The organism is Amycolatopsis sp. NBC_01307 (genome assembly GCF_035975215.1).
Classification (GTDB): domain Bacteria; phylum Actinomycetota; class Actinomycetes; order Mycobacteriales; family Pseudonocardiaceae; genus Amycolatopsis.
Genome location: NZ_CP108403.1, coordinates 3,143,905 through 3,160,979, shown reverse-complemented (window position 1 = coordinate 3,160,979; position 17,075 = coordinate 3,143,905). Strand labels below are relative to the sequence as shown.

4 pseudogenes are annotated in these 17,075 nt (G+C 75.2%); all 4 read left to right on the top strand.

The features are described from left to right. Window positions 1-32: 32 nt before the first annotated feature. A pseudogene (locus OG439_RS50135) lies at window positions 33-347 on the top strand (polyketide synthase dehydratase domain-containing protein); the annotation flags it as partial. Next, window positions 342-9,614, top strand: a pseudogene (locus OG439_RS50130) (type I polyketide synthase); the annotation flags it as partial. The pseudogenes OG439_RS50135 and OG439_RS50130, both read left to right, overlap by 6 nt. Continuing rightward, window positions 9,609-10,061: pseudogene (locus OG439_RS50125) on the top strand (polyketide synthase dehydratase domain-containing protein); the annotation flags it as partial. The pseudogenes OG439_RS50130 and OG439_RS50125, both read left to right, overlap by 6 nt. Beyond that, a pseudogene (locus tag OG439_RS50120) lies at window positions 10,041-17,024 on the top strand (SDR family NAD(P)-dependent oxidoreductase); the annotation flags it as partial. The pseudogenes OG439_RS50125 and OG439_RS50120, both read left to right, overlap by 21 nt. Window positions 17,025-17,075: the final 51 nt, after the last annotated feature.

The following is a 17,075-nucleotide window of genomic DNA, read 5'->3' as shown; positions in this document are numbered from 1 at the left end:
GCCGCGAGCACTACTGGCTGCTGCCCGAGACGGTGACCGACGCGGCCGGACTCGGCCAGGGCGCCGTGGATCACCCGCTGCTCGGGGCCGTCGTCGAAACCGCCACCGGTGGCGGAGTCCTGCTGACCGGCCTGCTGTCGCACCGGGCGCAGCCCTGGCTCGCCGATGAGCCGCTGGTGCCCGCTTCGACGCTGGCCGAGCTGGCGATCCGGGCCGGCGACCAGGTCGCCGCGCCCGCGCTCGACCGGCTGAGCGTCCACGAGCCGCTGCTCCTGCCGCCGGACACGACCGTCCGGATCCAGGTCGTCGTCGGGGAACCGGACGACTCGGCCCGCCGGTCCGTGAGCGTCCACTCACGCCCGGACACCGGGAGTCCACAGTGGACTCTGCACGCCAGCGGCGTGCTGAGCGACGACGTCCGCCCGCCGTCGACGGAACCGGGCCCGTGGCCGCCCGCCGGTGCCGAAGAGGCGGACGCCGGTGACGGCGTGACCGCGCTGTGGACCCGGGGTGACGAAGTGTTCGCCGAGGTCCGCCTGCCGGGCGACGCCGGCGGCTTCACCATTCACCCGGCGCTGCTCGAGACAGCGCTGCAGCTCGGCCTCGGCGGCGCGTCCGTCCAGCCCACCGAGTGGACCGGGCTGATCCTGCACGCCGCGGGCGCGACGGCCGTGCGCGTCTGGCTCACCCCGGCCGCCGGTGGCGGTGTTTCGGCCGAACTGACCGACGAACTCGGCGCCCCCGTTCTGTCGCTGGCCGCGGTGACCGGCACGTCGGTGCGTCCGGCCGTCGCCCGCGCGGACGACGAACTGTACGGCGTCACCTGGACCGCCCTACCCGAAGCGGGGAGCACCCCGGACGGTTCGGTCCGGACGATCACCGGCGTGGCCGACCTCGACGGCCCGGCCGCGGACTGGCTCGTACTGCCCGTTCCCGGCGACGACGGCACGCCCGAACCGCAGCGGATCCGTACCGTGGTCGGCGACGTCTTGGCTGTCCTGCAAGCCTTCCTGAACGACACGGCTCTCGGCGCGTCCCGGCTGGTCGTCGCCACCCGGCACGCGATCGGCGTCGACGACACCGACCCGATCGACCCGGTCGCGGCGGCGGTGTGGGGCCTGGTGCGCTCGGCCCAGGCGGAGCACCCCGGCCGGCTATTGCTGGCCGACACCGAAGGCGTCCCGGCGTCCCTCGGTGACCTCGTCGGCCGCGACGAGTGGCAGGTGGCGTTCCGCGACGGCGACCGCTGGGTGCCGCGCCTGGTCCCGATCGCCGCCGAGGCGCCGGAACCGGTGCTGGACCCCGCCGGCACCGCCCTGATCACCGGCGGCACGGGCCTGCTGGGCGCACTCGCCGCCCGGCACCTGGTCGCCACCCACGGGCTGCGCAGCGTCGTGCTGGCTTCGCGCCGCGGCCCGGCGGCCGACGGCGCCACCGAACTGCAAGACGAACTGCGGGCCCTCGGCGCCCGGGTCGAGGTCGTCGCCTGCGACGTCGCCGACCGCGAGCAGGTCCGCGCGCTGCTGGCGCGGGTGCCCGCGGGCGCGCCGCTGACGGCGGTCGTGCACACCGCCGGCGTGCTCGACGACGGCGTCGTCACGGCGCTCGACGCCGACCGGCTCGACGTCGTGTTCCGGCCGAAGGTCGACGCCGCCGTCCACCTCGACGAGCTGACTCGCGACCTCGGCCTGACCGCGTTCGTCCTGTTCTCCTCGGCGGCCGGTGTCCTGGGCACCGTGGGCCAGGCCAACTACGCCGCGGCCAACGCCTTCCTCGACGCGCTCGCCGCCCGCCGCCGCGCGGCCGGGCAGGCCGCCGTGTCGCTCGCGTGGGGCCTCTGGGCCCCGGCCGGCGGCATGACCGACCACCTCGGTGACGCCGACCTGGCCCGGGTGAGCCGCACCGGCATCGGTGCCCTGGACCCGGCCCAGGGCCTGCGCCTGCTCGACAGCGCACTCTCGGCGTCCCGGCCGCTCGTCGTGCCGGTGGTGCTCGACGTCGCGGCCCTGCGCCGCCGGGCCCGCACCGAAGCGGTGTCGTCGATCCTGCGCGGCATCGTCGGCCGCGTCCGTCGTGACGCCCACACCGGATCCGCCACCGGCAGCCGGTTCGCCGGGCTGGACGCCGCCGCACGCCGGGCGTCGCTCGTGGAGCTGGTGCGCTCCGAGGCGGCGGCGGTGCTCGGCAGCAGTGCTCCGCAGGCCGCGTCGCGGGCGTTCCGCGACGTCGGCTTCGACTCGTTGACCGCCGTGGACCTGCGCAACCGGCTCGCCGCGGCGACCGGCCTGGTGCTGCCGACGACCGTGGTGTTCGACTACCCGAACCCCGGCGCGCTGGGCGGATACCTGGACGCCGAGCTGTCCGGCGTGACCCCGGCGGCCACGCCGGTGAAAGCCGCGGCGGCCGCCGACGACCCGGTCGTGGTCGTGGGCATGGGCGTCCGGCTGCCGGGTGGCGTGACCAGCCCCGAAGACCTGTGGGACCTGCTGAGCCGCGGTGGCGACGCCATTTCGGGCTTCCCGGCCGACCGCGGCTGGGACCTGGACCCGGCCGGGTCGTTCGCGCGGCTCGGCGGCTTCCTCGACGACGCCGGGCTGTTCGATCCGGAGTTCTTCGGGATCTCGCCGCGGGAAGCCGTGGCGATGGACCCGCAGCAGCGGTTGCTGCTGGAGACGTCGTGGGAAGCCCTCGAACGGGCCGGGATCGACCCGGCTTCGGTGCGCGGCCGCGACGTCGGCGTGTTCACCGGCGCAGCCGGGCAGGACTACGGCGCGCGGCTGCACGAGGTCACTGGACCGGGCGAGGGTTTCGCGCTGACCGGGACGTCACCGAGTGTCCTTTCCGGACGGGTGTCCTACGTGCTCGGCGCGCAGGGGCCGTCGCTGACGGTCGACACGGCGTGTTCGTCGTCGCTGGTCGCGCTGCACCTGGCGGCGCAGTCGCTGCGCTCGGGTGAGTGCTCGGCGGCGCTCGCCGGTGGTGTGACGGTGATGGCCTCGCCCGGTGTGTTCGTCGAGTTCGCGCGGCAGGGCGGGCTCTCGGCCGACGCGCGGTGCAAGGCGTTCTCGGACACCGCGGACGGCACCGGCTGGGCCGAGGGCATCGGTGTCCTGGTGCTGCAGCGGCAGTCCGACGCCCGGCGTGAAGGCCGGGAGATCCTGGCCGTGGTCAAGGGCACGGCCGTCAACCAGGACGGTGCGTCCAACGGCTTGACGGCGCCCAACGGCCCGGCCCAGCAGGCGGTGATCCGCCAAGCCCTGGCGAACGCCGGTCTGCGCCCGTCCGAAGTGGACGCGGTCGAAGCGCACGGCACCGGCACCGTGCTGGGTGACCCGATCGAGGCCCAGGCGCTGATCGCGACCTACGGCCAGGACCGGGACGCGTCACGGCCGTTGCTGCTGGGTGCGCTGAAGTCGAACATCGGGCACACCCAGGCCGCGGCCGGGGTCGCGGGCGTGATCAAGATGATCCTCGCCCTGCGCCACGGCACTCTGCCGCGGACCCTGCACGTCGACCGGCCGTCGGCCCAGGTGGACTGGTCGGCCGGCACCGTGCGGCTGCTGACCGAGGAGACGGCTTGGCCCGAGGGTGACGGCCCGCGCCGCGCCGGTGTCTCGGCGTTCGGCGTCTCGGGCACGAACGCCCACGTCATCCTCGAACAGGCACCGCCCGTCGAGTCCATTGTGGACGCCGAGCCGGTGGCCGGGATCGTGCCGCTGGTCGTGTCGGCCCGCAGCGAGCGGGCGCTGGCCGCGCAGGCGGACCGGCTGCTGACCGCCCTCGACACCGATCTCGGCGCTGTCGCCGGGGCGCTGGTCTCGTCACGCGCGGTGTGGGAGCACCGCGCGGTCGTCGTGGCCACGGACCGCGACCGGGCCCTCGACGGCCTGCGCACCGTCGCGTCCGCCGGGCTGCGCCGTGGTGTCGTGCGCGGTGAGGTCGATCCCGCCGTGGACGGTGTGGGTGTCCTGTTCACCGGCCAGGGCTCGCAGCGGCCGGGCATGGGCCGTGAGCTGTACGAGACGTTCCCGGTGTTCGCGTCGGCGTTCGACGCGGTGTGCGCGGAACTCGACCCGATGCTGGGGGTTTCGCTGCGGGAGATCGTGTTCGGGACCGAGCTGGACGGCACGCTGTTCACGCAGGCGGGCCTGTTCGCGGTCGAGGTCGCGATGTTCCGGCTCGTGACGTCGTGGGGTGTGCGGCCGAAGGTGGTCGCCGGGCATTCGCTGGGGGAGATCACGGCCGCGCACGTCGCCGGGGTGCTTTCCCTGGCCGACGCGGCGAAGCTGGTCGCGGCGCGTGGCCGTCTGATGGCCGACCTGCCGCCGGGTGGCGCCATGGTCGCGATCGAGGCGGCCGAGGCCGACGTGCTCGCGGCCCTCGACGGCGCGGTCTCGATCGCGGCGGTCAACGGACCGCAAGCCGTGGTCGTCTCCGGTGCCGCCGAGGCGGTGCACGCGGTCGCGGCGGAGTTCGCCGCCCGCGGCTGCCGGACCAAGGCGTTGACGGTCAGTCATGCATTCCACTCGCCGCTGATGGAGCCGGTGCTCGACGACCTGCGCACGGTCGCCGAGTCCTTGACCTACCACGAATCCACGGTCCCGGCGGTGTCCACCGTGACCGGTGCCGTCGTGACGGACGACTGGCGCTCCCCGGAGTACTGGGTCGAGCAGGTGCGCCGTCCGGTGCGCTTCGCCGACGCCGTCACCGCGATGGGACAGCTGTCGGTGCTGCTGGAGCTGGGTCCGGACGGCGTCCTCACCTCGCTCGCCGATGCCCTCGGCGTGCCTGCGGTTGTGCTGACCCGGCGGGATCGGTCCGAACCCGAGACGGCCGTCCTCGCGCTGGCCGAACTGTTCGTGCGCGGCAACGACGTCGACTGGTCCGCGCTCGTACCGGCCCCGCGCCGCGTGGTGCCGCTGCCCACCACGGCGTTCCAGCTCCGCCGCTTCTGGGCCGAACCCCCGGCGGCGCGGATCGTCGACGCCGACGCGCCGTTCTGGCAGGCCGTCGAAGCCGGGAACAGCGCGACCCACGGCGACCCCGCTGCCCTCGAAACCGCCTTCGCCGCGCTGTCACGGTGGCGGCAGGACCAGCAGGACGAGTCGACCGTGCGCTCCTGGTCCTACCAGGTCGAGTGGGAGCCCGTCAGCCACGAAGTCTCGCCGCTCACCGGCCGCTGGCTGGTGTTGTCCACCGCAGACACGACCCTCGACGCGATCACCCTCGACCCGGCTGCGGCCGATCTGGCCGAACGGATCGCCGCGGCCGGCCCGGTCGACGGCGTGGTGTGCCTGCCGGACACCGTGACGGACCTGGTGGCCGCGGTGCGCGCGCTGGTGGCCGCCGGGACGACCGCGCGGCTCTGGTGCGTCACCCGCGGCGCGGTCACCACCGGGGAAACCGACCCCGCCCCGGACCCGCACGCCGCGGCGATCTGGGGCCTCGCGCAGACCGTCGCACTCGAACACCCCGAGCTGTGGGGCGGCATCGTCGACGCCACCGACCCGGCCGAAGCGATCGCCGTGCTCACCGGCACCCCCGCCGAGGACCAGCTCGCGATCCGCCCAGCCGGCGTGTTCGCCCGCCGCCTGGTCCCGGCACCCGAAGCGACGCCCGGTGCGGGCTGGACCCCGCGCGGCACCGTCCTGGTCACCACTGCGACCGACGGCGTCGCCGCCCCGGTCCTCGAACGCCTCGCCGCCGACGGCGCGGAACACCTGGTGCTGCTGGACTTCCGCGGCGACGCGGCCACACCGCCCGCCATGCCGGACGGCGTCCGGGTGACGTTCGCGGCCTGCACCCCCGGCGACCGCGACACCGTCGCCGCGCTGCTCGCGCAGTACCCGCCGGACGCGGTGGTCCACACCGCCGCCGTCACCGGCGATGTCACCGCCGCCGTCGACCTCGTTCCGGCGGACTTCGCGGCCGGCGCGGCCGCCGCGTTGCTCGACGAACTCCTGCCCGACCTCGACGCCTTCGTGCTCTTCTCCTCGGTGGCCGGGGTGTGGGGCTCGGCGGGCCAGGGGGCCGCCGCGGCGAACACCGGCTTCCTCGACGCCCTCGCCCACTCGCGACGCGCCCGCGGCCGGACCGCCCTCGCCGTGGCCTGGGGCCCGTGGTCGGGCCCGGACGTCCGGCACGCCGGCCCCGCCGACGAGTGGGCACGCCGCGGTGTGCTGCCGATGCTGGACGCCGACCTCGCCCTGACCGCCTTGGCGCACGCGCTGCGCCACGACCGCCCGGCGGTGGTCATCGCCTCCGTCGACTGGGCGCGGTTCGTCCCGCTGCTCACCGCCCGGCGCCCCAGCCCGCTCCTGCGGGCCGTCGCCGGCGCGGACACCCCGGTGGCCGGTTCGGCCGCCGACGACCTGCGCGCCCGGCTGGCCGGCCTCGACGCCGACGCCCGGTCGGCGCTGCTGGTGGGCCTGGTGCGCACCGAAGCCGCCGACGTGCTCGGCGCCAGTGACGGCATCGGCGCACGGCGCTCGTTCCGCGACACCGGCTTCGACTCGCTCACGGCCGTGGAGCTGCGCGACCGCCTGCAGGCCGTGACCGGACTCGCGCTGTCCCCGACCGTCGTGTTCGACCACGCCGACCCGGTCGCGCTCGCCGCCCACCTCGAGGCCGAGCTGACCACCGGCCCGGCGCCCGTGACGACCGCCGAAGCCACCGTCACGGCGACCGACGAACCCATCGCGATCGTCGGCATCGGCGTCCGGCTGCCCGGCGGGATCACCACCCCGGACGGCCTCTGGGAGCTGCTGCGCACCGGCGGCGACGCGATTTCGGCGTTCCCGGCCGACCGCGGCTGGGACGTCGACGGCCTCTACGACGCCGACCCCGACGCGGTCGGCAAGTCCTACACCCGCTCCGGCGGCTTCCTGCGTGACGCGGCCCTGTTCGACCCGGGCTTCTTCGGCATCTCGCCGCGCGAGGCCCTGGCCATGGACCCGCAACAGCGGCTGTTGCTGGAGACCTCCTGGGAGGCCCTGGAACGGGCGGGCGTCGACCCGACGTCACTGCGCGGGCAGGACGTCGGCGTCTTCACCGGCCTCTCGTACCAGAACTACGGGCAGGGCGCCCGCGACGCGGACCTCGACGGCCTGCTCTCGATCGGCGGCACCGGCAGCGTCGCGAGTGGCCGGGTCTCCTACGTCCTCGGCGTCCGCGGCCCGGCGATGACGGTCGACACGGCGTGTTCGTCCTCGCTGGTCGCCATCCACCTCGCCGCGCAGGCCCTGCGCTCGGGCGAGTGCACGACGGCGCTGGCCGGCGGCGCGGCGATCATGGGCACGCCCATGCCGTTCGTGGACTTCTCCCGCCAGCGCGCGCTGTCCGCGGACGGCCGCTGCAAGCCGTTCGCGGCGGCCGCCGACGGCACCGGCTGGGCCGAAGGCGTCGGCGTGCTCGTGCTGCAGCGGCTCTCGGACGCCGTCCGCGACGGCCGCGAGATCCTCGCCGTCGTCAAGGGCACCGCCGTCAACCAGGACGGCGCGTCCAACGGGCTGACCGCGCCCAGCGGGCCGGCCCAGCAGGCCGTGATCCGCCAAGCCCTCGCCAACGCCGGACTGTCCCCTTCGGACGTCGACGCCGTCGAAGCGCACGGCACCGGCACCGCGCTCGGCGACCCGATCGAGGCCCAGGCGCTGCTGGCCACCTACGGCCGTGACCGTGAAGTCCCGCTCTGGCTGGGCTCGCTGAAGTCCAACATCGGGCACGCGCAGGCGGCTGCCGGGGTCGCCGGCGTGATCAAGATGATCCTCGCCCTGCGCCACGCCGTGCTGCCGAAGACGCTGAACATCGACGAGCCGTCCGCGAAGGTCGACTGGACGAGCGGCGCCATCGCGCTGCTGACCGAAGAGACGACCTGGCCCGAGCTGGGCCGCCCCCGTCGCGGCGCGGTGTCGTCGTTCGGCGTCAGCGGCACCAACGCGCACATCATCCTGGAACAGGGCCCCGAGGGCGCTCCGGCCGCCGAGGACGAGCCAGGCGTCACGCCGCTCGTGGTGACGGCCCGGACCGAGGCGGGACTCACGGCGCAGGCCGATCGGCTGGCCGGATTCCTGGCTGCTGACGGCGACTTCGCCGGTGTGGCCGGATCCTTGGGCGCGGCACGGGCGCGCTGGGAGCACCGCGCCGTTGTCGTGGCCGCGGACGCTGACGAAGCGGTGGCCGGGTTGCGGGCGATCACCGGACCCGAGGTCGTGCGCGGCGTCACCGGCGCCGACACCGGTCGCACCGTGCTGGTCTTCCCCGGCCAGGGTGCGCAGTGGCCCGGCATGGGCGCGGACCTGTGGGACACCGAACCGGTGTTCGCCGCGCGGATGGCCGAGTGCGAGGCCGCCCTGGCGTCGCATGTGGACTGGTCCCTGTCCGACGTCGTGCGCGGCCGGGACGCCGCGGCCCTCGACCGGGTCGACGTCGTGCAGCCCGTGTCGTGGGCGGTGATGGTGTCGCTGGCCGCGCTGTGGCGTTCGGCCGGGTTGCGTGTGGACGCCGTCGTCGGGCACTCGCAGGGCGAGATCGCGGCGGCCTGTGTGGCCGGCGCGCTGTCGCTCGCGGACGCGGCGCGGATCGTGGCGCTGCGCAGCAAGGTGATCGGCGAAGAACTCTCCGGCCACGGCGGGATGCTCTCGATCGCGACCGGCGCGGACGACGTCGAACTCGCGGCCTGGGGCGGCCGGGTCGAGCTGGCCGCGGTGAACTCGCCGTCCGCCGTGGTGCTCGCGGGCGAACCCGCGGCGCTGGCCGAGGTCCGCGACCGCTACGACGCCCGCGGGGTCCGGACGCGGCTGATCCCGGTGGACTACGCCTCGCACACCGTCCAGGTGGCCGGCGTCGCCGAGCAGCTGACCGCCGTCCTGAGCGGGACCGAAGCAGCCGCGCCCGCCATCCCGTGGTACTCCACTGTGGACGGTGCCTGGGTGACCGGCCCGCTCGAACCCGGCTACTGGGTGCGCAACCTGCGTCAGCCCGTCCGGTTCGCCGAGGCCGTGACGGCGCTGGGGGAGCAGGGCTTCGGCGTGTTCGTCGAGTCCAGCTCGCACCCGGTGCTGACCGCCGCCGTGCAGGACACGCTGGCCGGCACCGACGTCGTCGTGGCCGGGACGCTGCGGCGCGACCAGGGCGACCGCGCGCGGTTCGTCCGGTCGCTGGCCGAGGTGTTCGTCCGGGGCGTCGACCTGACCTGGGCCGGATTCCTGCCGGCCCGCCGCGCGTCCTCGGCGATGCCGACGACGGCGTTCCAGCACCGGCACTTCTGGCTGCGGCCCGAGGCGGCCACCGGCGACGCGGCCGGCGCGGGCCTGGTCGACGCCGGCCACCCGCTGCTCGGCGCCGTCGTCGACACCCCGGACACCGGCACCCTGGTGCTGACCGGCCGGCTCAGCCCGGCCCGGCAGCCGTGGCTCGGCGAGTACGTCGTCGACGGCGCGCGCCTGCTCCCGCCCGCGGTCCTGGTGGAACTGGCGATCCAGGCCGGCGACCACACCGGCTGCCCGACGCTGGAACGCTTCGACGCCGGTTCCGCGGCGGTCCTGCCGGACGACGGCGCCCTGCGCGTCCAGGTCGTGGTCGGAGCCGCTGACGACACCGGACGACGCTCGATCGCCGTCCACACCCGGCCGGAGACCGAGGACGCCGCGTGGACGTGCCACGCCAACGGCGTCCTCTCCACCGCTGTCGCCACTGCGTCACCCGCCGAAGAGTGGCCGCCGCCGGGCGCCCAGGCCGTCGACGTTCTCACCGAGCACGGCCCGGCCTTCCAGGGCCTCACGGCCGCCTGGCGCCGCGGTCGTGAACTGTTCGCCGAGGTCACGCTGCCGGAAGCGATCGACCCTGCGGGCTTCGCGCTGCACCCGGCCCTGCTGGACACCGCGCTGCAGGCGATCGACGGCGAACTGCCGGTCGCGTGGACCGGCGTCACACTGCACGCCACCGGCGCGACCGTCGTCCGGGCGCACCTCACCCCGGCGGGCGACGGCTGGTCCGCCGAGCTGACCGACCTCGCCGGGCAGCCGGTGCTGTCCGTGGCCTCGGTGACGACCGGCCGCGTCCGCGCGGTGCGGCCGGAACCGGCCGACTCGTCGTACGGCCTCGACTGGCTCGCCCTGCCGGACCTGGTCGCGGCTCCTGTCGGGCGCACGCGGACCGTGCAGGACGCCGCCGGGTTCGCCAAGCCCGCCGACTGGTACCTGCTGCCCGTCCCGGCCGAACCCGCCACGCCCGAAGGCATCCGGGCCGCGACGGGCCGGGTTCTGCTGGTGCTCCAAGCTTTCCTGGCCGACCCGAACCTCGCGGACGCGCGGCTGGCCGTGCTGACCCGCGGCGCGGTGGACCCGCTCGGCGGGGACGCCGACCCGGTCGCGGCGGCGGTGTGGGGCCTGGTGCGCGCCGCGCAGACCGAGAACGCCGGCCGGATCCTGCTGGCCGACGTCGACCGCGACCTCACCGACGCCGCTCTGCCGGCCGGTGCGGCCGCCGCCGGGGAATGGCAGCTCGCCGTGCGCGACGACGTCGTGTGGGTGCCGCGCCTGACCCGGCTCACCGCCGACGCCGAGCGCGTTGCGGTGCTGAACCCCGCGGGCACCGTGCTCGTCACGGGCGGCACCGGCACGCTGGGCGCCGTCGTCGCCCGGCACCTCGTCACCGAGCACGGCGTGCGCAGCCTGCTGCTGTCGTCGCGTCGCGGCCTCGACGCCGAAGGCGCCGAAGACTTGCGGGCCGAACTCACCGGGCTCGGCGCCCGCGTCGACGTCGTGGCCTGTGACGTCGCCGAGCGCGAGCAGGTCCGCGCGCTGCTGGCGCACGTCCCGGCCGACGCGCCGCTCACCGGCGTGCTGCACCTCGCCGGGCTCCTCGACGACGGCGTCATCGCCGCCCTGGACGCCGGCCGGCTCGACACCGTCTTCCGGCCGAAGACCGACGGCGCGATCCACCTCGACGAGCTGACCCGCGACCACGACCTGACCGCGTTCGTGCTGTTCTCCTCGGTGTCCGGCCTGATCGGCGGCCCGGGCCAGGGCAACTACGCCGCCGCGAACGCCTTCCTGGACGCGCTGGCGACCCGGCGGCGGGCCGCGGGCCTGGCGGCGACGTCGCTGGCGTGGGGTCTGTGGGCCCCGGCGAGCGGGATGACCGCGCACCTCGGCGCCGCCGACACCGCGCGGATGGCGCGCTCCGGCATGAAGGCGCTCGGCGAGGCGCAGGGCATGCGATCGCTGGACCTCGCGCTCGGCTCGGCCCGTGCCGTGCTGGCGCCGATGCTGCTGGACGTCCCGGCACTGCGAGCCCAGGCCCGCTCGGGTGCCGCGCTCTCGCCGCTGCTGCGGACCGTGGTCGGGCACGTCCGGGCCACCGCGACCAACACGGCGGCGGCCACCGGCGTGCCGACGCTGCTGGCCGGCCTCGACACCGCCGCCCGGCGCGCGCTGCTCGTGGAGCTGGTGCGGACCGAAGCCGCCGTCGTCCTCGGCGGCGACACCCCGCTGCCCGAGTCGCGAGCGTTCCGTGACGTCGGCTTCGACTCGCTGACCGGCGTCGACCTGCGCAACCGGCTGGCCGCCGCGACCGGGCTCACGCTGCCGTCCACCGTGGTCTTCGACCACCCGAACCCCGGTGCGCTGGCCGACTTCCTGCTGGCCGAGCTGTCCGGCGTGGTCCAGGAGGCCGCGCCGGTGGCCGCCGCGATGGTGACCACCGACGACCCGATCGTGATCGTCGGCATGGGCGTCCGGCTGCCGGGCGAGGTGGGCAGCCCGGCGGACCTGTGGGATCTGCTGCGCCGCGGCGGCGACGCGATCTCCGGCTTCCCGGACGACCGTGGCTGGGACGTCGACACGCCCTCCACCACCCGTTCCGGCGGGTTCCTGAGCGGCGCCACCCTGTTCGACCCCGAGTTCTTCGGAATCTCACCGCGCGAAGCCGTGGCGATGGACCCGCAGCAGCGCCTGCTGCTGGAGACGTCGTGGGAAGCCCTCGAACGGGCCGCGATCGACCCGCAGTCGTTGCGCGGCCAGGACGTCGGCGTGTTCGCGGGCGCGTCGCCGCAGGGCTACGGCGGCGCCCTCGGCGACAGCGAGGGCTTTGCGCTGACCGGGACGTCACCGAGTGTCCTTTCCGGACGGATCTCGTACGTCCTGGGCGTGCGCGGCCCGGCCGTCACGGTCGACACGGCGTGCTCGTCGTCGCTGGTGGCCTTGCACCTCGCGGCCCAGTCGCTGCGCTCGGGTGAGTGCTCGCTGGCGCTGGCCGGCGGTGTGACGGTAATGGCGTCGCCCGGCGTGTTCGTGGAGTTCTCCCGCCAGGGCGGGCTGTCCGCGGACGGCCGGTGCAAGGCGTTCTCGGCCGCCGCCGACGGCACGGGCTGGGCCGAAGGCGCGGGTGTCCTCGTGCTGCAACGGCTGTCCGACGCGGTCCGCGACGGCCGTGAGGTCCTGGCCGTGGTCAAGGGCACCGCGGTCAACCAGGACGGCGCGTCCAACGGCTTGACGGCACCCAACGGCCCGGCCCAGCAGGCGGTGATCCGCCAGGCCCTGGCCAACGCCGGTCTGGCGGCTTCGGACGTCGACGCGGTGGAAGCCCACGGCACCGGCACGGTGCTGGGTGACCCGATCGAGGCGCAGGCGTTGATCGCGACCTACGGCCAGGACCGGGACGCGACGCGGCCGCTGCTGCTGGGTGCGTTGAAGTCGAACATCGGGCACACCCAGGCCGCGGCGGGCGTCGCGGGCGTGATCAAGATGGTGCTCGCGCTCGGCCACGGCGTCCTGCCGCGGACCCTGCACGCCGCCGAGCCGTCGGCCGAGGTCGACTGGTCGGCCGGGACCGTGCGGCTGCTCGCCGAGGAAACCGCGTGGCCGGACCGCGGTGCGCCGCGCCGGGCCGGAGTGTCGTCGTTCGGCGTCTCGGGTACCAATGCCCACGTCGTCCTGGAACAGGCGCCCGCCGCCGACCGGGTCGAGTCCGATGTGGACGTTCCGGTCGTACCGCTCGTCCTGTCCGCGCGCAGCGAGGAGGCGCTGACCGAGCAGGCCGACCGGCTCGCGGCGTTCCTCACCGACCGCACCGACCGCACCGACCTCACCGCCGTCGCCGGTTCCCTGCTGTCGTCGCGCTCCCGGTGGGAACACCGCGCGGTCGTCGTGTCCCGGGACCACGCGAGTGCCCTCGCCGGGCTGCGTGACGGGACCGCCGTCCGGGGCGAGGTCGATCCCGCCGTCAGCGGCGTCGGTGTGCTGTTCACCGGCCAGGGTGCGCAGCGGCCGGGCATGGGCCGCGAGCTGCACGAGACGTTCCCGGTGTTCGCGGACGCGTTCGACGCCGTGTGCGCGGAGCTGGACCGATGCCTGGGCGACACCGTCCCGGTACGCGACGTCGTGTTCGCCGAAACGGGTTCCGCCGTCGCGGCGTTGCTCGACGACACGCTGTTCACCCAGGCCGGGCTGTTCGCCGTCGAGGTGGCGATGTTCCGCCTGACCGAGTCGTGGGGCGTCCGGCCGCAGGTCCTGGCCGGGCATTCGCTCGGCGAGATCACCGCGGCGCACGTCGCCGGTGTCCTGTCGCTCGAGGACGCGGCGAAGCTGGTGGCGGCGCGCGGCCGGCTGATGTCGGACCTGCCGCCCGGCGGCGCGATGGTCGCCATCGAAGCGTCTGAGACGGACGTGCTGGCCGCGTTGACCGACGGCGTCTCCATCGCCGCCGTCAACGGGCCGGACTCGGTCGTCATCTCGGGTGCCGCGGACGCGGTGCATGCGGTCGCGGCGGAGTTCGTCGGCCGCGGTCGCCGGACCAAGGCGCTGACGGTCAGCCACGCGTTCCACTCCGCGCTGATGGACCCGATGCTCGACGCGTTCCGCGCGGTCGCCGAAACCCTGACCTACGGGCCGCCGTCGATCCCGGTGGTGTCGATGGTCACCGGCACGCTCACCGACGACCTGCGCACTCCGGAGTACTGGGTCGAGCAGGTGCGCCGTCCGGTGCGCTTCGCCGACGCCGTCACCGCGATGGGACAGCTGTCGGTGCTGCTGGAACTGGGCCCGGACGGCGTTCTCACGTCGCTGGTCAACGTGCCCGGTGTCGTGCTGACCCGGCGTGACCGGCCCGAGGCCGAGACCGCCGTCGCCGCACTGGCCGAGCTGTTCGTGCGCGGCATCGACGTCGACTGGACCGCGCTGGTCCCGGTCCCGCGGCACGCCGTGGCGCTGCCGACGACCGCGTTCCAGCACCGCCGGTTCTGGCTGGCTCCCGTCGCTTCTGGCGACGCCACGAGCCTCGGCCAGGTGTCCCTGGACCACCCGCTGCTGGCCGCGGTGATGGAGGCCCCCGGCACCGGCGGAGCCGTGCTGACCGGCCGGTTGTCCACGGCGCTGCAGCCGTGGCTGGCCGACCACGCCATCGACGGCGTGGTGCTCGTCCCCGGCGCGGCCCTGGTCGAGTTCGCCGTCCAGGCGGGCGACCAGTGCGGCGTGCCGGTCGTCGACGAGCTGGTCGTCGAGACGCCGATGGTGCTCACCGGCGCCGCGGCGCTGCGGGTGCAGGTGATCGTCGGCGAGACCGACGAGACCGGCCGCCGCGAGGTGGCCGTCCACTCCCGCCCGGAGCACGGTGCGCCCGGCTGGACCCGGCACGCGACGGGCTGGCTGACCACCGAACCCGTCCCCGCCACGACGTTGTCCGCCTGGCCGCCCGCCGAGGCCCAGCCGGTTGACGTGACCGGCTTCTACGACACCCTCGCCGCGCGCGGCTACGGCTACGGGCCGGCCTTCCAGGCCCTGACCTCGGCCTGGACGCGTGACCGTGAGTTCTTCGGCGAGGTGACGCTGCCCGAGGTCGCGGACCCCGCCGGGTTCGCCGTCCACCCCGCGCTGCTCGACGCGATGCTGCACGTGGCGCTGGTCGGGCTCGGCCCGGACGACGGATCGCCCGTCGCGCTGCCGTTCGCGTGGAACCGCGTCGCGGTGCACGCCACCGGCGCCCGCAGCGTGCGCGTCCACGTCTCGGAACTGTCCGACGGCTCGGTGGCGATGACCGTCGCCGACCAGACCGGCGCGCCGGTACTGGCGCTGGGTTCGCTGGTCAGCCGGCCGATGCAGGCCCCGGCCGCCACCGGTGACGACGCGATGTTCGCCGTCACCTGGACGACGTTGCCGCAGGCGGAACCGCGGCCCGCAGAGGTCCGGTACGTCACGACGGCCGCCGACGTCACGGAACCGGCGCCCTGGCTGGTGCTGCCGGTCGACGTCGGCGCTCCCGAGCAGTCCGAACCCGAACGGGCGCGGACGGCCGTCGGCACGGTCCTCGCCGTCCTGCAGGCGTTCCTGGCCGACGAGTCCACAGTGGACAGCAAGCTCGTCGTCACCACGACCGGCGCCGTCGCCACGGGCACCGAGGACGTCGACCCGGTCGCCGCGGCCGTTTGGGGCCTGGTGCGGACCGCGCAGACCGAGCATCCCGACCGCGTCGTGCTCGCCGACCTCGACGCCCCGGCCGAGTTCGTGCCCGGGATCGCCGCGTTCGTCGAGACCGGCGAGACGCAGTTCGCCCTGCGTGACGGCCGGGTTCTCGTGCCCCGGCTGGTGCGGGCGGGTGCCGGTGAGCTGACCGTGCCCGCCGGGACCACGCCGTGGGCGCTGGCGACGACCGGCGGCAAGACGCTCGACGCGCTGGCCCTGCTGCCGCACCCCGAACTGCCGGAAACCCCGACAGGCAGCCAGGTCCGGCTCGCCGTCCGGGCCGCCGGCCTGAACTTCCGCGACGTCCTGACCGCGCTGGGCCTGTACCCGGGCGACACGGCCCGGCTCGGTGCCGAGGGCGTCGGCGTCGTCACGGCCGTCGGCCCGGACGTCACCGGCCTGCAGCCCGGCGACCGCGTGTTCGGCCTGATGGGTCACAGCTTCGGGCCCGTCGCGGTGACCGAGGCCGACCTGCTCGCCCGGGTGCCGGAGTCGTGGTCCGCCGAGGCGGCCGCGACCGTGCCGGTCGCGTTCCTGACCGCGTACTACGCCCTGGTCGAGCTGGCGGACCTGCGGCCGGGCGAGAAGATCCTGATCCACGCGGCCGCCGGTGGCGTCGGCATGGCCGCCGTCCAGCTGGCCCGCCACCTCGGCGCCGACGTCTTCGCCACGGCGAGCCCGGGCAAGCACGACGTGCTGCGGGAGATGGGTATCCCGGACGACCACATCGCGAACTCGCGGACCCTGGACTTCGCGGAGGCGTTCGGCACGGTCGACGTCGTGCTGAACTCCCTCGCGGGGGAGTTCGTGGACGCGTCGCTGGGGCTGCTGGCCGACGGCGGCCGGTTCCTGGAGATGGGCAAGACCGACATCCGCGACGCCCACCCCGGCGTCATGTACCGGGCGTTCGACCTCTACGACGGCGGTCCGCCGCTGATCGGGCGGATGCTGGCCAAGCTGGTCGACCTCTTCGAGGCCGGTTCGCTGCGGCTGCTGCCCTTCACCACCTGGGACGTCCGAGACGCCGTCGCCGCGTTCCGGCACATGGCCCAGGCCCAGCACGTCGGCAAGAACGTCCTGACGCTGCCGCGCACGCTCGACCTCGCCGGGACGGTGCTGATCACCGGCGCCGGTGCGCTCGGCACGCTCGTGGCCCGGCACGTCGTCGACCTCGGCGTGCGCAGCGTCGTCCTCGCCTCCCGCCGTGGCCCTTCCGCGGAAGGTGCCGCGGAGCTGGTCGCGGAACTGCGGGAGCACGGCGCCGACGTCGAGGTGGTCGCGTGCGACCTGGCCGACCGCGCACAGGTGCGGGCGCTGCTGGCGGGGATACCGGCGTTGACCGCGGTGATCCACACCGCCGGGGTCCTGGCCGACGGCGTCGTCGCCGCCCTCGACGCCGAGCGTGTGGACACCGTGTTCCGGCCCAAGGTCGACGCGGCCGTCCATCTCGACGAACTCACCCGCGACCGCGACCTGGCCGCGTTCGTCCTGTTCTCCTCCGCCTCCGGCGTCCTCGGCGGGCCCGGGCAGGGCAACTACGCCGCCGCCAACACGTTCCTCGACGCGCTGGCCGTGCGCCGCCGCGCCGCGGGGCACACCGCGACGTCGCTCGCCTGGGGC